This is a genomic window from Gemmobacter nanjingensis, from assembly GCF_014652195.1.
Classification (GTDB): domain Bacteria; phylum Pseudomonadota; class Alphaproteobacteria; order Rhodobacterales; family Rhodobacteraceae; genus Gemmobacter; species Gemmobacter caeni.
Window position 1 is genome coordinate 19466 of record NZ_BMYI01000004.1, and the last position, 22366, is coordinate 41831.

Consider the following 22366-nt stretch of genomic DNA (forward strand, 5'->3'; position numbering starts at 1 on the left):
GCGATCAGCCATCAATCGGGCGCCAGCTTCCGGGCGGGTGCCCGGACCTCCCGCAGGCGGCCTTCAATCTGGAATCATTCTAGTCACGGATCACTGTAAGGGAAACTTGAATATTCTTATTTCTGATATAAGGTTTCCTGATGAAGGGCCTGACACTGAAGCAGATACGCTATTTCGAGGCGCTCGCCCGTCACCGCACCTTCGGGCGCGCGGCGGAAGCCTGCGCCGTGACCCAGCCCGCCTTGTCCATGCAGATCAAGGAACTGGAGGAAATGGCCGGAACGCCGCTGCTGGAACGGGGACCGCGGCAGATCCGGCTGACCGCCTTTGGCGAGATGTTCCTGACCCGCGCCCAGGCCATGCTGGCCATCGTCGATGATCTGGATGATCTGGCACGCGCGGCGGGCGGTCAGCCGGCGGGCAAGCTGCGGCTTGGTGTGATCCCGACCATTGCGCCTTATCTGCTGCCGGCGGTCATCACCCGGCTGTCCCAGCAATTCCCCGGCCTGATGCCGATTCTGCGCGAAACCATGACCTCGCGCCTGATCGAGGAACTGAACGATGGCAGGATCGACGCCGCCATCCTTGCGCTGCCGGTCTCCGAACCGGCGCTGACCGAAGTGTCGCTGTTCACCGAACGGTTCGTGCTGATCCGGCAGATTGCGGATGCTGACAGGCCGGTGCCCAGCCGCGACATGCTGCGCGAGATGCGCCTGCTGCTGCTGGAAGAGGGGCATTGTTTCCGGGATCAGGCTCTGTCCTTCTGCGACATGCCCTCGACCCAGCCGCGCGAGATGCTGGACGGCAGTTCGCTGTCCACGCTGGTGCAGATGGTGGGGGTCGGAATCGGAGTGACGCTGATCCCCGAAATGGCGGTGCCAATCGAAACGCGGTCTGCCGCCGTCTCGGTTGCGCGCTTCCGCGATCCGCAGCCGGTGCGGACAATCGGCATGGTCTGGCGACGCTCCAGCGGTATGGAGGCGCAGCTTCTCCAGATCGCCGAAGTGGTGCGGCACTGCGGCATGACGTTACGGCAGGCCAGTGGCCTCACGACCCTGCCCGGCTGGCGCCGCTGAAGCCAGTGACGCGCTGTCCGTCACGCGGAAATGCTTGATGAATGCAACATCTGCATTGTAGGTTTGATCCACAGAAGCGGCAGAACCCGTCAAAATCGGACACCGCTTGCGGCATTCTGTAGTCTGAAACCGGCGGGGAGGGCCGGTGCAAAGAAAGCAGAAATGCTGAATTTATATATGGATCACTGGACATTGGGAGGATGACCATGGTCGACATAATTTCGAAGCGCGATGGCCCGCGCCGCGAGGACGAGCGTGCCCGGCGCATGATTCAGGCGAATCAGGGGGCCATTACCCAGATCGCCGACCGGCTGACCCAGGGTGCCTACAGCGCGGGTAAACGCGCCAAGGCCGCTGCCAGCAATGCCCCGCCGCCGCCCGATGGCAAGATCTTCCACGATCTGACCTCAGGGCGCGCACAGACCGGCACCGCCTCGGGCGATATCCGGGTCAAGGTCAGCGTCAATAACCGTGTGGTGGCCTATGACAGCGGGTCGGGGCGGCAGCTTCATCTGCTGGGCGAAATCCGGCGGCAGGATGACGTGCGCTACTTCGCGCTGGCATCGCGCGAGAACGGGTTCTTCTCGGCCCTGCCCGAGGATGTGACCGAAGCCATTGGCGAGCTGGATGGCCAGATCATCGACGACACCTGCCCCGAAAGCCTGCTGGCCGGCGAAATTTCTGAGCGGCTTGGCTTTCAGTGACGTTCCGGCGTCCGCTTCTGGCGGGCGCTTTCCCTCCCGCCGATACCCGTACACCCGCACATCGTAACTGCGTGCGTCAGCAAGGGCGAAATCCGCGCCCCAGCCCTTTGGGAGGAACTGCATGACCGATCTGGCAACGGGATTTCATACCCGGACCGGCATGTTCGAGGACTGGCTTGACCAGCGCGCTACCATGCGCGCCTGGGAGGATTTTCTGACCTTCAAGGAACTGGACCCCATACGGACCTCGGGCGTCCGGCGCGAGATCCTTGAATCCTGGTCCCGCAGTCTGGCCTCCGGCATCGACGCCACCGCCGAACTGGCGCCGCTGGACGAGACGGAGGAGCGGCTTGAGGATGCGCGGCAGAAGAATTCCGAACTGCGCGCGGCAGCCCGGCATCCGTTCGAAAAGATCGGCCCGCTGCTGGCAGAGGCCAATGCGCTGCTGATCCTGACCGATGCCGAGGGGCTTGTTCTGGATCAGATCGGCGATTTGCGCACACATGATGCCGCGCGCAGCATCCATCTGGTCCGGGGAGGCCAATGGGACGAATCCGCGATTGGCACCAACGGGATCGGCACCGCGATCCGTTCGGGACGGCCAACTGTCGTGCACGCGTCAGAGCATTTCTGTCAGGGCATCAAGGCCTGGACCTGTGCAGCTGCGCCGATCCGCGACCCGGTGGACCAGCGCATCATCGGTGCGGTGGATCTCTCCGGCCCGCCCAGCATCTTCCGCCCGCACAATGTCGCCATGATCGCGGCCGTTGCCCGCGAGATCGAATCCAGTCTGGCCGAGCGGCAGGAAATGCGCCGCACCCGGCTGCTGGAGGCATTCCTTGACAGCGGCCCGACCCGCAGCAGCCGCGACGCCGTGGTGATCCTCGACCGGATCGGGCGCGTGATGTATCACCGCTTTCCGGCGGGCGTGCCGAAGACGCCGAACCCGCCCGGTCTGACACTGGGACAGCAGTTCATCACGCTGACCGGCACCATGAGCGATCAGGACATCGCCCGCGCCATCCCGCCACATCTGCAACCCAGCGGCATCAGCAGGCTTTTTCTGGACGGGGAGTTCAGCGGAGCGGCACTGATCCTGCCGCCCCGGCGCAGCACCCCGGCCATCGCGGCAGAGCCGTTCCGCATTCCGCCGCGCGCGGGGGCGGAACGCGACGAACTGCTGATGATCGGGCAGTCCCCGAAGTTCGTGAAAGCTGTCGACCTTGCCCGCCGCACCGCCGCCGCAGGCTCTCCGGTTTTGATCCAGGGGGAAACCGGCGCGGGGAAAGAGCTGTTCGCCCGCCTGATCCATACCTCGGCCGCGCACAAGGGCCGCGCGCCTTTCGTCACCGTGAACTGTGGCGCGATTTCCGCCGATTTGTTTGGATCGGAGCTGTTCGGCCATGTCTCGGGGGCCTTCACAGGGGCCTCACGCGAGGGCAAGGCAGGCAAGTTTGAACAGGCCGACGGCGGCGTGCTGTGCCTCGACGAGATTGGCGAGATGCCGCTTGAATTGCAACCCTATCTGCTGCGCGTGCTGGAACAGCGGGCGGTTTACCGCATCGGCTGTTCAAAGCGGCGGCAGGTCGATGTGCAGCTTGTGGCGATGACCAACCGCGATCTGGGCCAGGAGGTCGAGGCAGGTCGCTTCCGCCGGGATCTTTACTACCGTATCGGCGCCATGACGATCGAGGTGCCGCCGCTGCGGGAACGGCCCTGTGACATTCCGGCGCTGGCGGATCATTTCAACCGCGCCGTGGCCACCAAGATGCGGCGCGAACCGCTGCTGCTGTCAGAAGAGGTGGCGACGCGGCTGGGCGCCTATGGCTGGCCGGGCAATGTGCGGGAAATGCGCAACCTGTTCGAGCGCCTGCATCTGGTCGTCTCGGACGGGGTGGTGACAGAAGCTGATCTGCCCCCCGCCTTTCTCGCCCCCGTCGCCGTGCCGCAGGGCAAGCTGTCCGCACCGCAGGAACCCGATCTGCCGCCCAATCTGACCGATATGGAAGAACAGGCGATCCGTCGCGCGCTGGCGGCAGAGCAGGGCAATCTGACCCGCGTCGCCGCCGTTCTGGGGATTTCCCGCCCGACGCTGTATCGCAAGCTGAAGACTTACGGGATCAAACGCAGCTACGGCTAGCGCGCGGCACTTTCGGGGCCGTAAATGACCAGATGGGGCGAAGGATGACCTTCGCCCCATCTGTTTTGATCAGCCGTCCTTGCGGATCAGAACATGACCTCGCCGCCATTCGGCGAAATGCAGGTGCCATGGAAGAAGGCCCCTTCGGGCGAGGCCAGAAGCACCGCTGCCGGGGTGATCTCGTCAACCTCGGCAAAACGACCCAGCGGGATTGCGGCCTTCAGCGTATCCAGAAGCTCCTGTGACAATGGCGTCAGCAGGTCGGTGTTGGTCACGCCCGGTGCCACTGCGTTCACAAGAACACCCGTCCCGGCGCATTCCAGCGCCAGCGCACGCGTAAAGGTCGCGTTTGCCCCTTTCGCCGCGCAATAATGCGTCAGCGTGGGTGCCCCCTTGTAGGCCAGTTGCGAGGTGATGTTGATGATCCTGCCGCTGCCGCGTTTCTTCATATCGCGATAGACGGTCTGGGCCATGAAGAAGGTGCCCTTCACATGGACATCCAGCATCCGGTCAAAGCTGGCCTCACTGATATCCTCGAACGCTTCGGTGATATTGTGCCCGGCATTGTTGACCAGAATGTCGATCTCGCCCAGGGCGGCCTTTGCCCCGGTATAGAACGCATGGATGGCCGCGACTGAGGAGACGTCGCATTCGGCGGCATGGACCTTACGGCCCAGGGCGGCGATGGCGGCGGCAGTTTCCTTCGCACGCTCGTCATCGCGGAAGTGGCAGAACGCGATATCCGCGCCCTCTGCCGCAAGGGCGAGGGCGATGCCCCGCCCGATGCCGCGCGATCCGCCCGAAACGATTACCGTCTTGCCCGCAAGTTTCTGGGTGCTCATTGTCATTTCTCCTGTGATCTCATTGCCGCCCGAGCCGTTCGGCACCGCCGCCAAGCGCCGGACCGGCGGTCGGGTCGACGTGATCCTCGACATGGCCGATCAGCGTTTCGGTGGTCAGGATCAGCGCAGCGACCGAAGCCGCATTGGCCAGTGCCGAGCAGGTGACCCGCACGGGATCGACGATGCCGGCTTCAATCATGTCGCGGAAACGGCCCTGTGCGGCATCGAAGCCATGCCCGCTTCCTGACCGGATCACCTCGGCAATGACGGCATTCGGGTCAGAGCCTGCGTTGATCGCGATGCGGGCCAGCGGGCGGGTCAGCACCGAGCGGACAAGCTCCACCCCGACCGAAACATCGCCCGAGGTTTCGGCCACCAGCGCATCCAGTTCGGGGGCGACATGGGCCAGGGCAGAGCCGCCACCCGGCACCACGCCCTCCTCCACCGCGGCCCGGATCGCATAAAGCGAATCCTCGATCAGCTGGATCTTGCGCTTCTGTTCCACCGGGGTCAGGCCGCCGGCATGGATCACCGCCGTGCCGCCCGAAAGCTTGGCCAGACGTTCGCGCAGCTTGTCCTGCTCGATATTCGGCGGGGCGATGTCATACTGGCGCTGCACTTGCAGGCGGCGGGCTGCGATGGCCGCAGGTTCACCCGCGCCGCCGATCACCGTGGTCTGGTTGGCCGACGCCCGGACCTGACGCGCCGCGCCAAGCTGTTCGCGGGTGACATTCTCGATCTTCCTGCCCAGATCGCGGGCCAGAACCTCGCCGCCGGTAAGGATCGCCAGATCATCCATCTGCGCCTTCCGCCAGTGGCCGTATTCCGGCGGATGCACGATCAGATATTTGCCCGGCCGCGCCGCTTCCAGAAGCGTAACCACGACTTCGGGCGCGATTTCTTCTGCCACGACCAGCAGCGACCGGCCTTCCGCCTCGGCGATGCCGCGCGCGTTGTCCAGCACAGAAGGATGCAGGATCTTCTGGTCGGTCAACAGGATCAGCGGCTTGTCCAGCACCGCTTCCATTTCGTCCTGATCGGTCACCATGTGATGCGAGATATAACCCCGCTCGAAGGACATGCCTTCGGTGACTTCCAGCGTTGTCTCGACCGTCACCGAGAAATCAGCGGTGATGATGCCATCCTCACCCACGCGGGAATGCGCCTCGGCAACGATTTCCCCCAGACGGGGATCGGTCGCGGCGATATTCGCCACGGCGCCCAGAAGGCGCGGATTGTCCTTGACCGGAACCGCCTGACGTTTCAGCGCCTCGACAACGCGGCCCACCGCCAGTTCGATGCCCCGGCACAGATCGACCGTGCGGGCGCCGCGTTCGGCCTGGGTCACACCCTGCTGGATCATCGCATTGGCCAGAACGATGGCGGTGGTGGTGCCATCCCCCGCGACCTCGTTGGTCTGCATCGACACTTCGCGCACCACCTGCGCGCCCATGTTCTCGAACCTGTCGGGCAATTCGATTTCGGTCGCGATGGAAACGCCGTCCCGCGTGATGAGCGGGGTGCCCACCGGACGGTCAATCATCGCATTGAGCCCTTTCGGCCCCAGCGTCGGTTCGACCGCAGCGGCCAGACGGGCGACGCCACGAGCCAGAGCGCGGCGGGCCTCGACATTGTGAATCAGAAAGTTCGGCATGGATAATCCTCCTTTGTCACCGCACGCGCGGGGCGCGGCGGTCTCCCTTCATGGTGGTTGGGTTGGCGTGTTCAGCCCCGGCTGCTCTGGCTGTCCCCGCAGGCCCGTGGCGGAACCCGCCCCAGGATGAAGTCGATCAGCTCCGGCTCCTCTCCGTTGCGGACAACTTCCTTGTAGCGCGCCGCGGCAAGGCCACGGCACATGGCGCCATTGAACTCCATGTTGATGCGCAGGGCGCGCAGCCGCATCAGATGATCTTGCAGGTCTTCGGCAACGATGGGATCGCCGCGCCAGGTGACGAAGGCCCAGTCTTCGGGCAGAAGCGCCAGCCCGTCCCCGACGAGGATTTCGCGGTAGCGCGGTTTCTGCGCTGCCGCCTCGGCATGGCCCGAAAGGTTGAGCGCATCAAACTCGGCCAGTGTCAGCGTTGTGATCTGCCCGGCGGTCCAGCCCATCGCGCGCAGGCCCTGAAGCACAGCTTCCTGTCGGCGCAGAAACGCCTTTTCGCGGAAGGTCTCGCGCACCTCGTCCAGATTGCCGCCTTCGGTCAGCGCAGCAAAGATCGCCTCGAAAGGCTGCTGGCCGTTGATCCCGTCATTCACCTTGTCGGCAAAGCAATGATCCTGCAACTGCACACGCACCTTCTGCACCCAGGCAGGCGTCATGGCGGCCTTGCGGATGCCGTCGGCCATCAGGAAGGCGAAGTTCGGCGAACACCAGTAGGTCGGCAGACGAAAGTCGATCTCGACCTCGCCGCTGCGCGATACCTCCAGCCGTTCGACAAATCCCATGTCGGTGATCGGCTCGTCCAGCTCGGGGTCGGTGACGGCGGAAAGCCGCCGCCACACTTCCCTTGCCTGCGCGCCACGGATTTGCGGCACAGGCATCGGCTTACTCCGCCGCGATGCGAACGGGGGACTGGGCCAGTTCGCGCATCTTGGCGGCCACGTCGATGTCGTAAAGCCGCGCCGCATTCAGCCCGAGGATCTTGCGCTTGATTTCATCCGTCAGCTGCACGCCACGCTCGGTGGCGATGTCTTCGGGAATTTCGAAATTCCACAGCCGGTCGACCAGCCATTGCGGCGTCCAGATCGCGTAGTCCGACCCGAACAGGATCTTGTCGGGGCCAAGCCAGAACAGCAGCTCCGAAATCACCTCGGCAAAGTAGCGCGGACGCGAGTGGATGAAGGGCAGCGCCACGGCAAGACCGCCGTAGACGTTGGTTTCCTGCGTGGCAATCCAGCAGAAATCATCCAGACGCGGCAGGCCGCAATGTTCGATGATCCAGTTCAGGCCCTGGAAATCCGTTGCCGCTTCATCGACATCGCCCACCGCGAAGGCATCCTTCGACAGCGGCAGGATGGTCGGACCCTTGTGGACATGGATGTTGCGGATGCCCAGCTTCTCGCACAGTTCAAAGCACTTGTAGGCCGAAGGATCGGTCAGTTTCCAGCCTTTGGAATCGCCGTTCCATTCGGCCGTATACATCTTGACCCCTTTGACATCGAAGGTCTCTTTCATGTAGTGGATGTATTCCAGCGCCTTTTCGCCATCGCGGGGGTCGAAGGCCCCGTTGACGATGAAACGGCCCGGATTGATCTGCGCCATCTGCGACGAGCGTTCGATGGACGAGAAACCTTCCTTGTAGAAGTCGCGCAGATAGGTGGACTGGATGATCGCCATGTCATCCGGCCCGTCGACGAAGAGATCGCGATAGATGTCATCGACCGAGTATTTCTCGAACTTCGATTTCTCCCAAAGCTGGTCCTTCGGCGACAGCGCGGTGTGATAGGCATAGAAGCAGTCGATGAACTGCTTGCCATGCACGTTGCGCTGGTTGGCCGGGCTGCCATCCCAGAAATGGGTGTGGCAGTCGAGAACGAAGACGTCCTGTCCGTCGGGTGTCTTGTACATGATTTCCTCCCTGGATGTTCTGTTGTGGTGTCAGGTGGTGATCGCGACCTTCAGCACGCCGTCGCGCTGATTGGCGAAAAGCTCGTAGGCATCCTCGATCTGGTCGAGGCTGTAGCGATGGGTCACCAGCGCCTTGAAATCGACGCGCCTTGCGCGCACGACTTCCATCATCCGCCGCATCCGCTCTTTCCCACCGGGACACAGCGCCGAACGGATGGTCTTTTCGCCCAGACCGGCCGCATAGGCATCCAGCGGAATCTTCAGATCGCCGGAATAGACCCCAAGGCTCGACAGCGTGCCGCCGGGCCGGATCGAGCGCAGCGCCCATTCAAAGGTCGCCTGAAGACCAAGCGCCTCGATGGCGACATCACAGCCGCGCCCGTTGGTCATTTCAAGGATGGTCTCGACGACGTTGTTCGACGCCTTGAAATCCACCACCTCGTCCGCGCCCATGCGCCGGGCCATTTCCAGACGCGCGGGCACGGTGTCGACCGCGATGATGCGACTGGCGCCCATCAGCTTGGCCCCGGCGGTGGCACAAAGGCCGATGGGGCCCTGTGCAAAGACCACAACGGTGTCGCCGATCTTGATGCCGCCATTCTCGGCGCCGACAAAGCCGGTCGACATGATGTCGGGGCACATCAGCACTTCTTCGTCGGACAGGTCGTCCGGGATCGGCGCCAGATTGGCCATGGCATCGGGCACCAGCACATATTCGGCCTGACAGCCGTCGATGGTATTGCCGAATTTCCAGCCGCCGATGGCCTTCCAGCCATGCGGGGTGCCCGCCCCATCCTGCGAGCAGAAACCGCAGAGGCAGGCATTCGACCAGCCCGAGGGCGTGATCGCCCCGGCGATGACGCGCTGCCCTTCCCGGAAGCCCTTCACGGCAGAGCCGAGCTTTTCGATCACGCCGACCGGCTCGTGTCCGATGGTCAGGCCCTTCTCGACCGGATATTCGCCCTTCAGGATATGAATATCCGTGCCGCAGATCGTGGTTGTCGTCACGCGCATCAATGCGTCGTTCGGTCCGACATCGGGGATCTTCTTGTCCTCAAGGACAATGCGCCCCTTCTCGACGAACACCGCCGCCTTCATCATCTGGGCCATGCGTGCCCTCCTTGATCCGGTTGGTGGGAATGGGGAGAGCGCGGCAGGCGCTCTCCCCGCATCGCTCAGATGAACTCGAACACTTCGTCCATGTTGCCGAACAGGATGACGGTGTTGTCGTCGATCCGCACCATGCGGCCATAGTGGGTCGAGGTATTCACCTCGAAGATCTCGGCTGTCATTTCCCGGCCCAGATATTCGCTGATGTCATCCATCTTGAAGATCAGCTTGCCTTCGCCGTCGATGCGGATGGTGGCCGGGTTGTAGGTGACCGTCACCTTCGGGTCCTGATCCATGTATTCGGCGATGGCGCGGGCCTCGACCGAGTCATTCATGGTGACGCCGCATTCATGCGAGATTTCGCGGCTGCTGAGGTCGATGTCCTTCATGGACTTGAAGATGTTGCTCTTCGTGCTGTCGCGTGCGGTGGTGGACATTGGATGCTCCTCTCAGCGGCTCAGACCGACTTCGCCAAGGATCTGCGCCAGCCGCTCGTGCGAGACGGCCAGGGCATCGGCGAAGGACACAGGCTTGGAATGGGGTTGCGACCAGACGGGTTGCAGCGCGGCGGCGGCCTTGTCGGCCAGACCGGCGTGCTTCTTCACCCAGCCGTTGAACAGGGCACGGTTGTGGGCGCCGTGCTTTTCGTCATTAGCCAGCAGGTAGATCAGGTCGATGGTATTGGCGAGATTGCGTTCGTAATCCGCTTCGGCCGCCGAGATCACCGGAGGCGTGATGAAGTCGTTGTTCGCCGCCGCCGCCTGCATCAGGAAGCCCGAACGGAACAGCTCGCCCACCAGCGGTTCGAAGATCAGGTTGATCGCGAAATACTGCTCCAGATAGTCTTCCGACCCCATGATCGTCTCGATCGCAAGGCGGGTGGGCTGCCAGATCGGGTCTTCAAGCCAGGCCTGCTTGCCCAGCTCGTCGCTCCAGCCTTCGATATCCATGCCGATCTCGGCCAGATACAGCGTGATGTCCTGCGCCAGCCGCATCTTGTAGGAAGAATTGGTCAGCGTGGCGTTGTTGATCATCTGGGTATAGCCATAGCGCTGCGCCTGCATGAGCGAGGTGCCAAGGCCGAATTCGGCATGTTTCCATGCGCCCAGATGAACTTGCAGGATGCGCTGCCACACCTTGTCAAAGGCCATGTGTGCACCGGCCTTGCGGGCATTGCCGATGACCGCCTGCACCATGGTCTCGATCTTGGACTGGCGCTGGTAATGGGTGCGTTCCCATTCCTGGTCGGGCGCGCGGAAGGCGTGCCAGTTCGAGGACAGCGCCTTGGTGTTGTCCTTGGTATAGGCGCCCTTGCCGTTGCCGAAGCTGATGATCCAGTCCTGGATCAGATAGCGTTCCGGATCGGGCTGCACGTCACAGGTGACATCCTCGTAATGGGTCGCGCGTTTGCCGCGCGGCTCGAAGTAATTGTATTTGCGGCTGGTCGATCCGGCAAAAATCGCGGCGCCTGCCGCCCCGGAACCGACAGAGCTGGAGGTTGCTGTCATGGTCTCTCTCCCTTGATGGTGTTTTCACTTGGACGAGCGGTCGGGCCGCCTTAATGGCCCGACGAACCGGACGTCGTGGTGAACTTGTCGTAGAAAATCCGCTCGCTTTCGAAATCGAGCATGAAGAGCGTGGGCGTCAGCGCGTCGATCATCGGCGGCGGGCCACAGGCATAGACATCGCCCTGCCCTTCCAGCCCCAGCGCCTTCAGCCTGCGGTCCACCGCTTCGTGAACGAAGCCGCGCTCGCCGGTCCAGCCGCTGCCCTCGGGGGCATGTGACAGGACGGGGATGAAGGTCACCGAGGGATGTTCGGCCGTTATGGCGGCCAGCCGGTCGAGGTGGAACAGGTCGTCCTCTGTCCTTGCGCCGTAGAAGAAATAGACCGGCCGGTCCTCGCCGCTTTCGATATGGTCGTGCAGGATCGACCAGACCGGCGACATGCCCGACCCGGCACCCACCAGCACCACCGGCCCCTCGCGGTTCTCGCGGCGGAAACACATCCCGTAGGGGCCAACCACCGTCACTTCCGCTCCGGCCCGGATTCCTCCGTTGTCAAGCTGGTTGGAGAACTTTCCTTCGGGGTATTTCTTGATGATGAAGGAGAGCTTTTGGGTTTCGCTCGGCGGATTTGCCATGGAGAACGAACGCGTGATCGTCTCCCCTTCTTCCGTGGTGACTGTGATGTCGACATACTGACCCGCCCAGAACTTGAGCGGCGCATTCAGCTCGATCTCAACGCCGCGGATGTCATGCGTGAGCTTCCGGAAATCCGTGATCCGGCCTTCGAAGGTCTTGACCGGAATGGATTTCGACAGGACCTCCTCATCATAGTTCAGAAGGTCGATCGTCAGATTGTCGAACGCCTTTGCCCGGCACATCAGGATCTGGCCGCCATCGCGGTCCGCATCGTTCAGGGCAAAGGTTGAATATTTCAGCATCTCGACCTCGCCGTCGAGAAGCACGCATTTGCAGGCGGAGCACTGCCCCTCCTTGCAGCCATGCGGCAGCGCGATGCCCTGGCGGAATGCGGCGTCAAGGACGGTTTCATCCTCTTCCACCTCGAATTCCACGCCCACCGGCTCGAGCCTTACGGTGTAAACATCTCCCATTCTGTCCGGCCTCCCCGCCGTCAGTCTGGCAGCCCGCCGGGCCGCCTGGTCAGTTCCGGTCACTGGCGGGGGCCTGCGATGGCCCCCGCCCTGCCCGCTCAGTTGCAGGGATTGATGGTGAAGCCCGCCTTGTATTCGGCGATGTGCTTGGCACGCGCCTCGGGGGTCATTTCACGCAGCAGCGTCAGCGGCGACAGCAGGGTGTGGCCGCGCACGTCGTCGAGCGTCCACATATCCTTGTTGTCGAAGCGCAGGTGCGGCTGCGGCACCAGGGTCTTGCCGTCGTCGCGGACGAAGTTCAGATCCTTGATCGCATCCGCGAGATCCCAGCCGTGATAGACGGTTTCCCACTCGCGCTTGCCCGAGAACTTGCCCATGGCCGGGGTCGGACGGCCCTGATATTCGCTCGAGAAGGCCTCGACGGCGGTCCAGCGGTCCAGCTCATGCGCGAAGGTGTGGATCTGGCCGTCGATTTCATCGACCACCATGTCCTCGCGGATGAGGCAGGGCACCAGGCACGACCAGCAGCGATGCGGATAGACGTAGCCGGTTTCCTCGTTGAAGGTGATAACCTTCTGGCCCGGCTTCGACAGCTTCGCATACCATTTCCAGAACTCGCCGAATTCGGCATACCAGCCCGGATACTTGTGCTCGAACCATTCGAAGTCCTTGTCGGTCTGGGCTTCGATCCGCCAGAAGTTCACCGGCCAGCCGACCGCGAAGAACTGCGCGACCTTGTGGACATAGTTCTTCTTGGTGATGCGGTTCCAGGCTTCCTGAACATCGTCATGGTGCACCTTGATGCCGTACTTCTCAAGCGGCAGCATATAGGTGCGGTAGTAGTCCTCGAAGATCCAGCGGTGCCACATTTCCGCGTAGGATTCCTTTTCCTTGTCGCGGTTGGTGGTGCCGTATTCGATCAGCGTGCCGATGGCGGCGTCAACGATGGCGTGGTTCTGCCAGAATGCATAGCGCAGGTCGCGTTCCAGGAGCAGGTGGTTTTCCGGCTCTTTCAGCGCAGCCATCAGCAGCGAGTGGCCGTTGCCGATATGGCGGCTTTCGTCCGACTGCACCGACAGGAACACGGTGGGCAGCGCGTAGTCGCCGTTGCGGGCGGCTTCCGACGGCATGGCCACGAAGAGTGTGTTGGTGAAGGCGGTCTCAGCGACGACCGTCAGATACATGCAGGCCGAAGTCATCACGTCGCCGGTGATGAAGCCTTCACCGAACTGACGGCCGATGGTGGTGGCATAGCACTTGCCGAAAGCTTCTTCGGTGATGTCGAAGCCCGCCGGGTCGATGTAGTTCTCCATATACCACTTCTTCAGGTTCATCTGAATGGTGGAGTGGCGGAACTCGTCAACCATCTGCATGGTAAAGCCGGTGCGCAGGTCTTCGCCGGGTGCGATGCGTGCCACCATGGCCATCGAGCGCGCGGCCGAGATTTCCGGGAAGGGAATGATCGCCAGGAACAGCTTCATCCATTCCACCCAGCGCGGCTGCACGTTGCGGAACATGTCACCGCGCAGCGCGGCGTCCAGCGCGCCGTAAACCCGGTTGTCCTTTTCTTCCTGCATGGGGAAGTAGGACCGCAGCACCTGCTTCATCGGGTCGCGCGGGGCCTTGTTGATCTTGTAATCGGTCGGGAAGGTCGCGGCTTCCTGGACATAGCTGGGGTTCCAGCCGAGATCCGAGATCTTCTTTGTCGCTTCGCCGACCGAGATCCCGCGCTGTGCGGTGATCTTGTTGAGCGTCAGTTGAGTCATGCCATGAGTCTCCTGATGTTGACGGCACGGACAGATTTCCGGGCCGGTGGGCGGAGGCTCCGCCCGGGATTGTCCGGCCGGTGGGCCGGGTCAGGTCACGGCAAAGGTTGCGGGCAACGGGGCCGGGAAACCGCAAGCGACTGCATCAGCGTGATGGTCGTCTCCGGTGGCCGCGCTTCTCCTCCCATTCCTTCGTTCTTGTGGGGCGCCCTGCATGGGGAGCCGCCTTCTTGTGTCTGGGATACATGCAGAACCCGTGCCAAAGCGGGGTTTCGGGGGCGGTTTTCCTGAAATTCTTCGCGCGTATTCTAATAATATATTGAAAATAAACAGTTTTATTTTTCGCACTTTTTATCGGCAACCTGCGGGCAGGCAGATGGGGCCGCAGGGAGCAGACGTTGCATTCCGTTACACTTGTCACGCCCCCTCGCCGTTACATTACGCAAAACTGTAACACTTCGGCCCTTTACTCCCGGTTCGGGCCTGATTCGCCGCCTCACGCGACTTGCCGTGGTGCAGAAAATTTGTACGGCGGCGCAGCATGTAAAGCGGCACGGAAACTGTAACTGCCGACCGGCACAAAATGTTACATCCGTAACGTGCAACCCTCATTTTACCATTTATAATCATCATCTTACAAAGACGGTCGCGCTTCTGGGGATGCCCCGATTCTGCTATGATCTGCACAATCGCCGGCCCGCACCGGCCCGGTTGCAGAAGGCCGTTACAATGTCTGATCCACTTCCCGTCGACCAGAATCCCGCCCGCCTCACCGCCGAGGCGATGGTGGCGCGTGCGCCGCAGGATCTGGTGTTCACCATGCAGTTCATCGGCCAGAGCCAGGAAATCCTGCACACCCATTTCCGGCGCTTTCTGGAGACCCGGCTGTCCGCCGCCGGGGTCACGCCCGAAAGCCACCCGCTGCTACCGTTCTTCATCGACAGCCACGCGGTCGAGCTGCGGGACTTTGTGGTGACCGGCGTCTCGCTGGCCCGCAGCTTCCGCTTGGGCGAAATCGAGATCCTGACCGGCGATGTCGAAACCCTGATGCGTGTAGACATCTGGGATGCGCTGGCCAGCCAGATCGACATGGCCGAACGGCGCTTCAGCGAAGGAATCGCACGCGTGGTCGCCGGCCTGAACGCCGACGAGGCCGCGCTGCGCGAGGCCCGGTCATGACAGGCTCAGTGCATCATTCCGCCGGATTGCGCGGCGCCGGGCAGGAAAGACCAGATCGCCGCCAGATCTTCGCGCATCAGCCGATGCGCAGCGGCCAGCAGGCGCTCGCGCGTCGCATCGGGCAGGGCCGCAAGCTGCTCCTGCGCGAGCAGGGCATCGCGACCATCGGTCGTGCCGCTGGCAAGCGGATGGTCCGCGCCCAGTTCAACGGCGGCGGCCTGTGCAAGGGCGGCAAGGAAACGGGTTTCGGGATCGGGCGGCGTCATCTGTCGCTCCATGGCGGCCAATGGGGGGCAAGATGACAAAAGACATACGCGGCACGCAAGAGGTTCTGGCCGATCAGTTTCGCCTGACTGCCGATCTTTGTGTTCTGACCGGCGAGTATCACCGCCTTTTGCAGCGGGTCGCGGCGGCCGGTTTCGCCCGCCAGATGGCCGAGGACGGGCCAGAGCCGCAATTGATCGAGGCCGAACGCACCGAGATTGCCGCGAAGCTCGCGGCAGAGTCCTGCGAAGTGAAGATTCAGGATCTGGAACACCGGCTCAGCGCCCTCGGGCAAGAACTGGCCGCGTTGAAATAAGGAGCGACCATGACCCACACCATTGCCCCTGCCGCGACGCCCCAGCAACCGGCGAAATCGGCGCAATCCCCCCTGTTTGATCTGCTGGCCCGCAGCTGGACGCTGGAGGCCGCCATCACCGATGTCGCGCTGGACAGGGCGGGCAAGGCGGCGGGCTTCGCGCTGGCGGATGGCCGTATGGCGCTGATGCCGCTGGACGACCCGGAATCCCCCCTCGCCCGGATGCGGGTCGAGGCGGATTCCGGCCGCAGCACCATCCGCCCGCGCGAAAAGCCGGTGGCGCAGCCGATCCTCACGCCCGAGCTTGCAACCGGCGCACCGCTGCTGGCGCCGTCGAACATGATCGGTCTGGTCGCGGCGGGCCGTGACGGGCGTATCCATCGCGTAACGCCGCGCGGGCAGGTGATTTCGCTGTGCAACAAGGCCGAGCCGATCTTTGCCCTGGCAGCGGACGGGCTGGGACGGCTGGCCATCGCCCGCGATGGCCGGACCGATCTGCATGACGAGGATGGCATGGCGCGTCAGGCGGGACTTCTGACCCCCGGCCCCGCCCATGCGCTTGCCTTCGCGCCGGATGACCGCTCGCTTGCGGTGGCGCTGAAGGAAAGCCTGATCATCGGGCAGCCGCGCAAGGGGTATGAGCTGTTCCCGCTGGGTGGCAGCGGTCCCATCGGCTTTTCCGCGGACGGGCGCTGGCTGGTCGGGTCCAATGGCAAGGACGGGATCTGGCTGCTACAGCGTCAGGACGGGCAGATCGCGCGTATCGGCAAGTTCCGTGCGCCGCCGACCTCGGTCGCCTTCAGTCGCGCGGCGGATGCGGTTTTCGCCTCCGGCGCCTTCCGCGCGGCAGGCTGGTCGCTTGCCGCGCCGCCTTTCGGCAACGAAGCGACGGGTGCGCTGAAAACCGGGCGTTCCGGTCTGGTGCTGATCGACAAGGTGGCAGCCCATCCCGCGCGCGACCTGATTGCGCTTGGCACGGCGGATGGCGCCGTTGCCATTGCCCAGGCCGGACGGGCCGAGGAAATGCCCCTGCGCCAAGCCGACGGTGCGGCGGTCACCGCGCTCGCCTGGTCGGCCGATGGTCTTCATCTGGCGATCGGCACCGCGAATGGCGAGGCGGCATTGGTGACGCTGCCGCCGCAACTCTTCAAATAAGGAAAGGAACCGACATGACCCAAGCCCAGCAAAGCCGGACGGACGAGGATGCCAGCAAGGATGCGTTCTTTGCACGGATCGCGGAAATTTCGCAGGACATGATCGCGGCGCATGGCAAGGATTTCGCAATGGGAACCCTTGTTCTCGCCGCGCGCTGGATCGCCAGCGACAAGATCAGTGAACCGCCTGCCCGCCACTGAGCGGTCCGGGCCGGGCGGTGGCCGCTACCCCGCCCTGCCCGGCCATCGTCCAGCGCATCTGGTCCAGCAGGATGTCGCGCGACCCGGCGGCAAAGGCCAGCAGTGCCGAATCTGAGGGCGCGCGTTCGGCGATGCAGGCCAGATCCTTGTCCAGACCGCTTTCCAGCAGATGCGCCCAGGCACAAAGCTCATGCAGCCGATGCGTCACAAAATCCACACAGTCGCAGGCCACCGGATTGGCGGGCCAGGCGGTATCCCTGCCCTGCCCGCGCCGCCCAAGGGGCGAACTGTGCACCGCGCTGCCCAGCAGCGTCAGCACCTCGCGCCGCCACTGGCCGTATTCACTTTGGTCCGAATAATCGAGACCAATGCTGTAAAGCTTTTCCGCCACCAGCCGGAAGGCCCGGCCGCCCGCGATATGACGGCGCCAGAAATCATTTGCCTCGTCGGCGGTGCGGCAGCCGACGAATTGCTGCGCCAGACGCGGGCGCAGCAGCAGTGCCAGCAGCATGTCCACATCCTCGGATACCGACCGCGCCAGTTGCAGTGCGGGCACCGACAGTTCCGACAGGACCAGCAGCCGCAGGGCCGAAACCGTCTCGATCAGCCGCCCGGACAACAGATGCAGCGCACAAAGCTGCGGCCCGCTCAGCCGCAGACCCGCAACACGGTTGCCCGCCTCAGCGGCACGGTTCAGCGAGATGATCCAGATCAGCGCCTGATCGAACAGGCAAAGGCCGTCATGCGCGCGGCTGTCCGCTTCGGGTTTGCCCGGCGGCAAGGGCCGGAACCCCGGCAGGCCCCGGATGCACTCGCCCCAGATCCGGTCCAGATCATGCCCGCGCGCCGACCACATCTGGCGCAGCCGCGCGGCCAGTTGTGGCGTCATGGCGCTGTAGAAACGCTCGGGTCCGATCAGTCGATCCGGGGCAAATGTCGCCAAAGTCGTTTTCCCGAAACAGGTTGGGCAGGCTGATGGTATCGTCTCGGCAAACGCAAAGCCAGCGTCAAACCCTGGGTTTCCGGCAGATCCAGGCGGTTGGCCTGCTACGGCTGACCAACGAGGGGCTGGCCGATCATCTGGCGCGGCGGGCGGCCGCCAACCCCTTTCTGCGCCTGCGGCTGCCTGCGGGCATCGTATCCGGCGGCGGCGAAGTCGAGCAGGCCGATACCTCGGGCGGGCTGTATGCACATGTCATGGCGCAGTTGCGCCTGATCGCCGCCGCCCGCGCGGACGAGGCGCTGGCGATTGCCTTCGTCGAGGCGCTGGATGGCAACGGCTGGCTGGATCGCCCGGTGGCCGAGATTGCCCGTGGTGCCGGTCGTCAGCTGCACCGGGCCGAGGCGATGCTGGTCGCGCTGCAAGCAGAGGTGGAGCCGGTGGGGCTGTTTGCCCGCGATCTGGCAGATTGCCTGCGTCTGCAAGCACAGGACCGCGGTCAGATGACGGCTGCCATGGCACTGGTTCTGACGCATATCGGCCTGCTGGCAGAAGGCGGTGTCCCTGCGGTGGCCGCCGCGACGAGGCTGCCGCAGGATGAGGTTACCACCGTGCTGGCCACCCTGCGCCGGATGGACCCGCGTCCGGGTCTGGCCTTTGGCGGCGGCGTCGCGCCGCTGCGGGCGCCGGATGTAATCGTATCACGCGGGGCTGCGGGCTGGGAGGTGGCGCTGAACCGGTCCACCCTGCCCGTACTCAGCGTCAGCCCGGCCCCCGACGCTTCCGCCGCCACGCGGGCGGCGCGCACCGAAGCGGCCTGGCTGGCCACGATCGTGGAGCGGCGCAACCGCACCGTCCTTGCGGTGGCCCGCGCCGTGCTGCTGCGACAGGGCGGGTTTCTGGATCACGGCGCGCACGCGCTCGTCGCCTTGCGGCGCACCGAGATCGCGGCAGAGCTTGGGCTGCATGACAGCACGATAGGCCGCGTTGCGCGCGATCTTCTGGTGGAAACGCCACAGGGGTTGCGCAGCCTGTGCAGCCTTTTCGACAGCGGCCCGCGCCGGGCTGGCCTCGTGCCGGCCTCTGCCGCGATCCGGCACCGGCTGGCGCAGCTTGTCGCTGCGGAAAATCCCGCCGATCCCTTGGACGATGGGGCGCTGACCACCCTGCTGTCGTCCGAGGGCATGGCCCTTGCACGCAGGACTGTCGCCAAGTTCCGGCAAGAGCTGGGCATTCCGCCCCGAGCCCGTCGCCGCCGTCGTCAGGAGGCCTGATCCTTCAGGTGTTTGTAGATCGTCGTGCGGGACATGCCCAGAACCCGTGCCGCGCGCGAGACATTGCCCTCGTGCCGCGCCACCACTGTGCGGATGTTCTGGCACTGGTCCGCTTTCCAGGGCACGCCCGCGCATTGCGCGCAACAGGTGGCACCGGAGGACACGGGTCTGACCGGGGCCCCCGGCAAAAGCGCGTCGAAATCCTGCGCCTCCAGTGCACCTTCGGGGCGCATCAGCATGGCCTGCAAAACGATGGCGCGCAATTCGTGCAGGTTGCCGGGCCAGTCATGCGCGGCAAGGCGGGCCAGCGCCGCCTCGGTCATCCGGGCATCCGGGCGGACAGAGCGGGCAAACCTTTGCGCCAGCGCGGCGAGATCGCTGCGAAGCCGCAGCGGCGGCAGGTCAAGCCGGAAACCTTCCAGCCGGTAGCGCAGCGCGGGCAACAGACCCGACAGCGCGGCCGGGGCACTGGTGGCGCAGACCACCCGCAGGTCGGTGCGCACCACAGCCCCCGTCTCGGGGTGACGGTATTCGCCGATATCCAGCACCCCCGCCAGTGCAGCCTGCGCCACCACCGGAAGGTCGGTCACCTCGTCCAGAAACAGCGTGCCACCCGCCGCCTGCTGCAACAGCCCCGGCTCGGTGCCGCTGCCCAGACAGACACGGGCGAAATCGCCCTCGGCCAGCATGCGCCCGTCCAGCGTGACCAGCGGACCGGACCGTTCGCTGGCAGCATGGGCCAACCGGGCGATCAGGGCTTTGCCAGTGCCGGTCTCGCCGGTGATCGCGATGGCCGCGCCGCGCTTTGCAGCATCGGGCAGCGCCTGCAACCTTTGCCACAGCGCGGGGTCGTCGATGACGACATCGCGGAACAGGTTACGCGCAGGGGCGGTGCCCGGCTCTGCCACCACCGGGATCAGACGCCGTGCCAGCGCAAAACTCGCGCGGTTTGCGACGCAGCGCAGTGACACCGCCGATCCGATCCGGTCCCTGACCCGCAGCGTCTCGCCCTCGACCAGACGCTGCTGGATGGCTGCGAAAGGCTGTTCGAAGATGCGGTCGAAGCTTTCGCCCAGCAGGCGCGGAAAGCCGGTCAGGAACATCTCGCCCCGCCGGTTGATGGCATGGAGCGTCAGATCCTCGTCCAGCACCAGAACCCCCATCGACAGCGTGCCCAGATATTCGGGCCGGGGATGGAATTGCAGCACGATCCGCCGGTCATGGCCGGATCGGATCAGGCTGTTCTCGATGCTGCTGGCGGCCATTTGCACCAGCGCGGCGGTGTGCTGTTGCCGCACCGCCGACATCGAGGAGGCATCCAGCACCCCTGCCAGCCGCCCCGCCCCGTCAAAGATCGGCGCGCTGATGCAGGAGACATCGCCATGCGCGCGCAGGAAATGCTCACCGCCATAGACCTGCGCCGGGCGTCCCGTCGCGATGCAGACGCCCATGGCATTGGTGCCGCGCAGATTCTCGCTCCAGACCGAGCCGGGTATGACCTGCGCCCCGGCCTCGGTTTCGGCAAACTGGGTGTCGTGCAGCGTGTCCAGCACCACCCCGTCCGGCGAGCCGAGCGCGATCATGAAATTCGATCCGGCGATCTGATCGTAAAGCAGTTCCAGCTCAGGCCGGGCAAAGCGGATCAGATCGGCATGGCTCTGCCGGGTAGCATTGAACTCCACCTCCGACAGGATCAGCCGCTGGCTGCGCGCCAGCGGGTCCAGCCCGTGCGACAGGCTGCGCAGCCAGCTTTCGGTGATGTCGCCCGGCAGGGCGCCACCCGGAAACCGCCCCTGCGTTTCCAGCATCTGCCGCGCACGGCCAAGGGCCGAGGTCTGCAAGTCCATGGCCGCGTCTCCTCCCCGATCCTTGGCCAGTCCCGAGCGTATCTGCTGGTGGCACCCTGTCAACGGTGGCGGATGATTCGCGTTCAATCGTCCAGTTTGTGAACACATGGGGATTTTCCAAAGCGCCTCAGGCAGATGCGCGGGCGGGCGTCCAGTTCCTGAACGGTATTTCCGGCACCTTCGTCCAGTTTGCGAACGGCTGCATCCGCAGCATGGGCTTTCATTGCCGCGTCCCCTGCCTCTGCGGAAACTTGCCCCCATCACCGCCGGGGAGGGCGGTCACCAGGAGGCTCGCCAGACCATGAAAGCACAGGTTCTTCATCATTATGACCCGGCCCTGACCGCACCCGTCTGGGTGACGGAGGAAACCGTGCCGGACCCGCGGATCGTCAAGTCGAACGACGTGATCGTGCGCATCGGTGGCGCGGGCGTCTGCCGCACCGACCTGCATATCATCGAGGGGATCTGGCGCCCGCATACCGATCCGACGGGCACAGGGCTGCTGCCGCTGATCATGGGGCACGAGAATGCGGGCTGGGTCGAGGAGGTCGGCGCCGAGGTCGAAGGATTCAGGAAGGGCGATCCGGTGATCGTGCATCCGAAGGTCACGGGCGGCACCTGTATCGCCTGCCGTCGCGGCCATGACATGCATGGCGACGGCAAGTTTCCGGGGCTCGACAGCAATGGCGGCTATGCCGAGGCGCTGCTGACCTCGTCGCGCAACCTCATCGCCCTGCCCAGGACGCTCGCGCCCCGCGATGTCGCGCCCTATGCCGATGCGGGGCTGACCGCCTATCGCGCCGCCAAGAAGGCAGCGCAGCAACTGCTGCCCGATCAGGCGGCGGTGGTGATTGGCGCGGGCGGTCTGGGCCATATCGGCATTCAGGTGCTGCGTGCGATGTGCGCGGCGCGCATCATCGTGGTCGACATCTCCGACACCTCGCTGGCGCTGGCTGGCGAACATGGGGCCGATCATCTGGTGAAGGCGGATGGCGGCGAGGTCGAGGCAGTGCTGGCCCTGACCGGCGGCAAGGGCGCCGAGGCGGTGATCGACTTCGTCGGCGAGAAGGGCACGACGAAAAAGGGCCTCGACATGACCCGCGCGGCGGGCAGCTACTATGTCGTCGGTTATGGCGAAGATATCCGCGTGCCCACCGTCGACATGGTGATCACCGAAAAGAACATCATCGGCAATCTGGTCGGCACCTGGGCCGAACTGACCGAGCTGATGGCCCTGGCGGATCGCGGCCTCGTGGAGCTGGCGACCAAACATTACCGCCTGTCCGAGGCCAATCAGGCGCTGCGCGACCTGCATCACGGCAAGATCCGCGGCCGCGCCGTTCTGGTGCCCTGAACTGCCACCATTCA

At 64.3% G+C, this 22366-nt stretch carries 21 protein-coding genes; 9 read left to right on the plus strand and 12 right to left on the minus strand.

The window, feature by feature from the left end:
• Window positions 1-140 precede the first annotated feature (140 nt).
• The 3 genes from IE126_RS09090 to IE126_RS09100 all read left to right on the plus strand — a co-directional run bounded on the left by IE126_RS09090 (window position 141) and on the right by IE126_RS09100 (window position 3920).
• On the plus strand, window positions 141-1076 hold the full coding sequence (locus IE126_RS09090) for a hydrogen peroxide-inducible genes activator (protein ID WP_054302925.1): 936 nt from the start codon (window positions 141-143) through the stop codon (window positions 1074-1076).
• 206 nt (window positions 1077-1282) lie between these two features.
• Window positions 1283-1780 (plus strand): hypothetical protein, encoded by a 498-nt coding sequence (locus IE126_RS09095; protein ID WP_189380762.1) that lies wholly within the window; start codon window positions 1283-1285, stop codon window positions 1778-1780.
• A 121-nt stretch (window positions 1781-1901) separates the two neighbouring features.
• Complete coding sequence (locus tag IE126_RS09100) at window positions 1902-3920, plus strand: sigma-54-dependent Fis family transcriptional regulator (RefSeq protein ID WP_229825364.1); 2019 nt, start codon at window positions 1902-1904, stop codon at window positions 3918-3920.
• Between the two features lie 86 nt (window positions 3921-4006).
• On the opposite strand, the gene IE126_RS09105 is transcribed toward IE126_RS09100, so the two are convergent.
• The 9 genes from IE126_RS09105 to IE126_RS09145 form a co-directional block, all read right to left on the minus strand.
• On the minus strand, window positions 4007-4762 hold the full coding sequence (locus tag IE126_RS09105; RefSeq protein ID WP_189380763.1) for an SDR family NAD(P)-dependent oxidoreductase: 756 nt from the start codon (window positions 4760-4762) through the stop codon (window positions 4007-4009).
• Between the two features lie 19 nt (window positions 4763-4781).
• Window positions 4782-6416 (minus strand): molecular chaperone GroEL, encoded by a 1635-nt coding sequence (groEL, locus tag IE126_RS09110; protein WP_054302922.1) that lies wholly within the window; start codon window positions 6414-6416, stop codon window positions 4782-4784.
• A 71-nt stretch (window positions 6417-6487) separates the two neighbouring features.
• Entirely contained in the window at window positions 6488-7303 is an 816-nt protein-coding gene (locus tag IE126_RS09115; protein ID WP_054302921.1) for an iron-sulfur cluster assembly protein, read from the minus strand.
• 4 nt (window positions 7304-7307) lie between these two features.
• The gene (locus tag IE126_RS09120; protein WP_189380764.1) at window positions 7308-8330 is read right to left on the minus strand and encodes an amidohydrolase family protein; all 1023 of its coding nucleotides are present in this window, start codon (window positions 8328-8330) and stop codon (window positions 7308-7310) included.
• A gap of 30 nt (window positions 8331-8360) precedes the next feature.
• The gene (locus tag IE126_RS09125; protein WP_054302919.1) at window positions 8361-9440 is read right to left on the minus strand and encodes an NAD(P)-dependent alcohol dehydrogenase; all 1080 of its coding nucleotides are present in this window, start codon (window positions 9438-9440) and stop codon (window positions 8361-8363) included.
• 65 nt (window positions 9441-9505) lie between these two features.
• Window positions 9506-9877 carry an MmoB/DmpM family protein gene (locus IE126_RS09130; RefSeq protein WP_028029691.1) on the minus strand — a complete coding sequence of 124 codons (372 nt, stop codon included), beginning with the start codon at window positions 9875-9877 and terminating at the stop codon, window positions 9506-9508.
• A 12-nt stretch (window positions 9878-9889) separates the two neighbouring features.
• Window positions 9890-10948 (minus strand): aromatic/alkene monooxygenase hydroxylase subunit beta, encoded by a 1059-nt coding sequence (locus tag IE126_RS09135; protein ID WP_054302918.1) that lies wholly within the window; start codon window positions 10946-10948, stop codon window positions 9890-9892.
• 50 nt (window positions 10949-10998) lie between these two features.
• On the minus strand, window positions 10999-12057 hold the full coding sequence (locus IE126_RS09140; RefSeq protein WP_189380765.1) for an NADH:ubiquinone reductase (Na(+)-transporting) subunit F: 1059 nt from the start codon (window positions 12055-12057) through the stop codon (window positions 10999-11001).
• Window positions 12058-12155: 98 nt separating this feature from the next.
• Entirely contained in the window at window positions 12156-13823 is a 1668-nt protein-coding gene (locus IE126_RS09145) for an aromatic/alkene/methane monooxygenase hydroxylase/oxygenase subunit alpha (RefSeq protein WP_054302916.1), read from the minus strand.
• A gap of 729 nt (window positions 13824-14552) precedes the next feature.
• On the opposite strand from IE126_RS09145, the gene IE126_RS09150 reads away from it, so the two are divergent.
• Window positions 14553-15002 (plus strand): hypothetical protein, encoded by a 450-nt coding sequence (locus IE126_RS09150; RefSeq protein ID WP_108129055.1) that lies wholly within the window; start codon window positions 14553-14555, stop codon window positions 15000-15002.
• Window positions 15003-15007: 5 nt separating this feature from the next.
• Here IE126_RS09150 and IE126_RS09155 read toward each other — a convergent pair whose 3' ends face one another.
• Window positions 15008-15268: a hypothetical protein gene (locus IE126_RS09155; protein ID WP_189380766.1), complete on the minus strand. Its 261-nt coding sequence runs from the start codon at window positions 15266-15268 to the stop codon at window positions 15008-15010.
• Window positions 15269-15300: 32 nt separating this feature from the next.
• Here IE126_RS09155 and IE126_RS09160 point away from each other — a divergent pair, with 32 nt between their 5' ends.
• From IE126_RS09160 to IE126_RS09170, 3 genes are read left to right on the plus strand one after another with little or no spacing between them, the layout of a single operon-like run.
• Window positions 15301-15582, plus strand: coding sequence for a hypothetical protein (locus tag IE126_RS09160; RefSeq protein WP_145693596.1), 282 nt, complete (start codon window positions 15301-15303; stop codon window positions 15580-15582).
• A 9-nt stretch (window positions 15583-15591) separates the two neighbouring features.
• Complete coding sequence (locus IE126_RS09165; RefSeq protein WP_189380767.1) at window positions 15592-16737, plus strand: WD40 repeat domain-containing protein; 1146 nt, start codon at window positions 15592-15594, stop codon at window positions 16735-16737.
• A 14-nt stretch (window positions 16738-16751) separates the two neighbouring features.
• Entirely contained in the window at window positions 16752-16937 is a 186-nt protein-coding gene (locus tag IE126_RS09170) for a hypothetical protein (protein WP_054302911.1), read from the plus strand.
• Here IE126_RS09170 and IE126_RS09175 read toward each other — a convergent pair.
• On the minus strand, window positions 16912-17880 hold the full coding sequence (locus IE126_RS09175) for a hypothetical protein (RefSeq protein ID WP_145693597.1): 969 nt from the start codon (window positions 17878-17880) through the stop codon (window positions 16912-16914). The genes IE126_RS09170 and IE126_RS09175 overlap by 26 nt on opposite strands.
• Window positions 17881-17912: 32 nt before the next feature.
• Here IE126_RS09175 and IE126_RS09180 point away from each other — a divergent pair, with 32 nt between their 5' ends.
• Window positions 17913-19151, plus strand: coding sequence for an RNA polymerase factor sigma-54 (locus IE126_RS09180; protein ID WP_189380768.1), 1239 nt, complete (start codon window positions 17913-17915; stop codon window positions 19149-19151).
• On the opposite strand, the gene IE126_RS09185 is transcribed toward IE126_RS09180, so the two are convergent.
• Window positions 19139-20998: a sigma-54-dependent Fis family transcriptional regulator gene (locus IE126_RS09185; RefSeq protein ID WP_189380769.1), complete on the minus strand. Its 1860-nt coding sequence runs from the start codon at window positions 20996-20998 to the stop codon at window positions 19139-19141. The genes IE126_RS09180 and IE126_RS09185 overlap by 13 nt on opposite strands.
• Window positions 20999-21299: 301 nt before the next feature.
• Between IE126_RS09185 and IE126_RS09190 the strand changes: the two genes are divergently transcribed.
• The gene (locus IE126_RS09190) at window positions 21300-22352 is read left to right on the plus strand and encodes an NAD(P)-dependent alcohol dehydrogenase (protein ID WP_054302907.1); all 1053 of its coding nucleotides are present in this window, start codon (window positions 21300-21302) and stop codon (window positions 22350-22352) included.
• Window positions 22353-22366: the final 14 nt, after the last annotated feature.

Bases quoted from the DNA above. Each gene is read 5' to 3' on its own strand.
- IE126_RS09185 (WP_189380769.1), bottom strand. From the start codon at position 20,998: ATGGACTTGCAGACCTCGGCCCTTGGCCGTGCGCGGCAGATGCTGGAA.
- IE126_RS09130 (WP_028029691.1), bottom strand. From the start codon at position 9,877: ATGTCCACCACCGCACGCGACAGCACGAAGAGCAACATCTTCAAGTCC.
- IE126_RS09170 (WP_054302911.1), top strand. From the start codon at position 16,752: ATGACCCAAGCCCAGCAAAGCCGGACGGACGAGGATGCCAGCAAGGAT.
- IE126_RS09090 (WP_054302925.1), top strand. From the start codon at position 141: ATGAAGGGCCTGACACTGAAGCAGATACGCTATTTCGAGGCGCTCGCC.
- IE126_RS09140 (WP_189380765.1), bottom strand. From the start codon at position 12,057: ATGGGAGATGTTTACACCGTAAGGCTCGAGCCGGTGGGCGTGGAATTC.
- IE126_RS09115 (WP_054302921.1), bottom strand. From the start codon at position 7,303: ATGCCTGTGCCGCAAATCCGTGGCGCGCAGGCAAGGGAAGTGTGGCGG.
- groEL (WP_054302922.1), bottom strand. From the start codon at position 6,416: ATGCCGAACTTTCTGATTCACAATGTCGAGGCCCGCCGCGCTCTGGCT.
- IE126_RS09120 (WP_189380764.1), bottom strand. From the start codon at position 8,330: ATGTACAAGACACCCGACGGACAGGACGTCTTCGTTCTCGACTGCCAC.
- IE126_RS09155 (WP_189380766.1), bottom strand. From the start codon at position 15,268: ATGACGCCGCCCGATCCCGAAACCCGTTTCCTTGCCGCCCTTGCACAG.
- IE126_RS09160 (WP_145693596.1), top strand. From the start codon at position 15,301: ATGACAAAAGACATACGCGGCACGCAAGAGGTTCTGGCCGATCAGTTT.
- IE126_RS09135 (WP_054302918.1), bottom strand. From the start codon at position 10,948: ATGACAGCAACCTCCAGCTCTGTCGGTTCCGGGGCGGCAGGCGCCGCG.
- IE126_RS09150 (WP_108129055.1), top strand. From the start codon at position 14,553: ATGTCTGATCCACTTCCCGTCGACCAGAATCCCGCCCGCCTCACCGCC.
- IE126_RS09145 (WP_054302916.1), bottom strand. From the start codon at position 13,823: ATGACTCAACTGACGCTCAACAAGATCACCGCACAGCGCGGGATCTCG.
- IE126_RS09165 (WP_189380767.1), top strand. From the start codon at position 15,592: ATGACCCACACCATTGCCCCTGCCGCGACGCCCCAGCAACCGGCGAAA.
- IE126_RS09095 (WP_189380762.1), top strand. From the start codon at position 1,283: ATGGTCGACATAATTTCGAAGCGCGATGGCCCGCGCCGCGAGGACGAG.
- IE126_RS09125 (WP_054302919.1), bottom strand. From the start codon at position 9,440: ATGGCCCAGATGATGAAGGCGGCGGTGTTCGTCGAGAAGGGGCGCATT.
- IE126_RS09100 (WP_229825364.1), top strand. From the start codon at position 1,902: ATGACCGATCTGGCAACGGGATTTCATACCCGGACCGGCATGTTCGAG.
- IE126_RS09180 (WP_189380768.1), top strand. From the start codon at position 17,913: ATGGTATCGTCTCGGCAAACGCAAAGCCAGCGTCAAACCCTGGGTTTC.
- IE126_RS09190 (WP_054302907.1), top strand. From the start codon at position 21,300: ATGAAAGCACAGGTTCTTCATCATTATGACCCGGCCCTGACCGCACCC.
- IE126_RS09105 (WP_189380763.1), bottom strand. From the start codon at position 4,762: ATGAGCACCCAGAAACTTGCGGGCAAGACGGTAATCGTTTCGGGCGGA.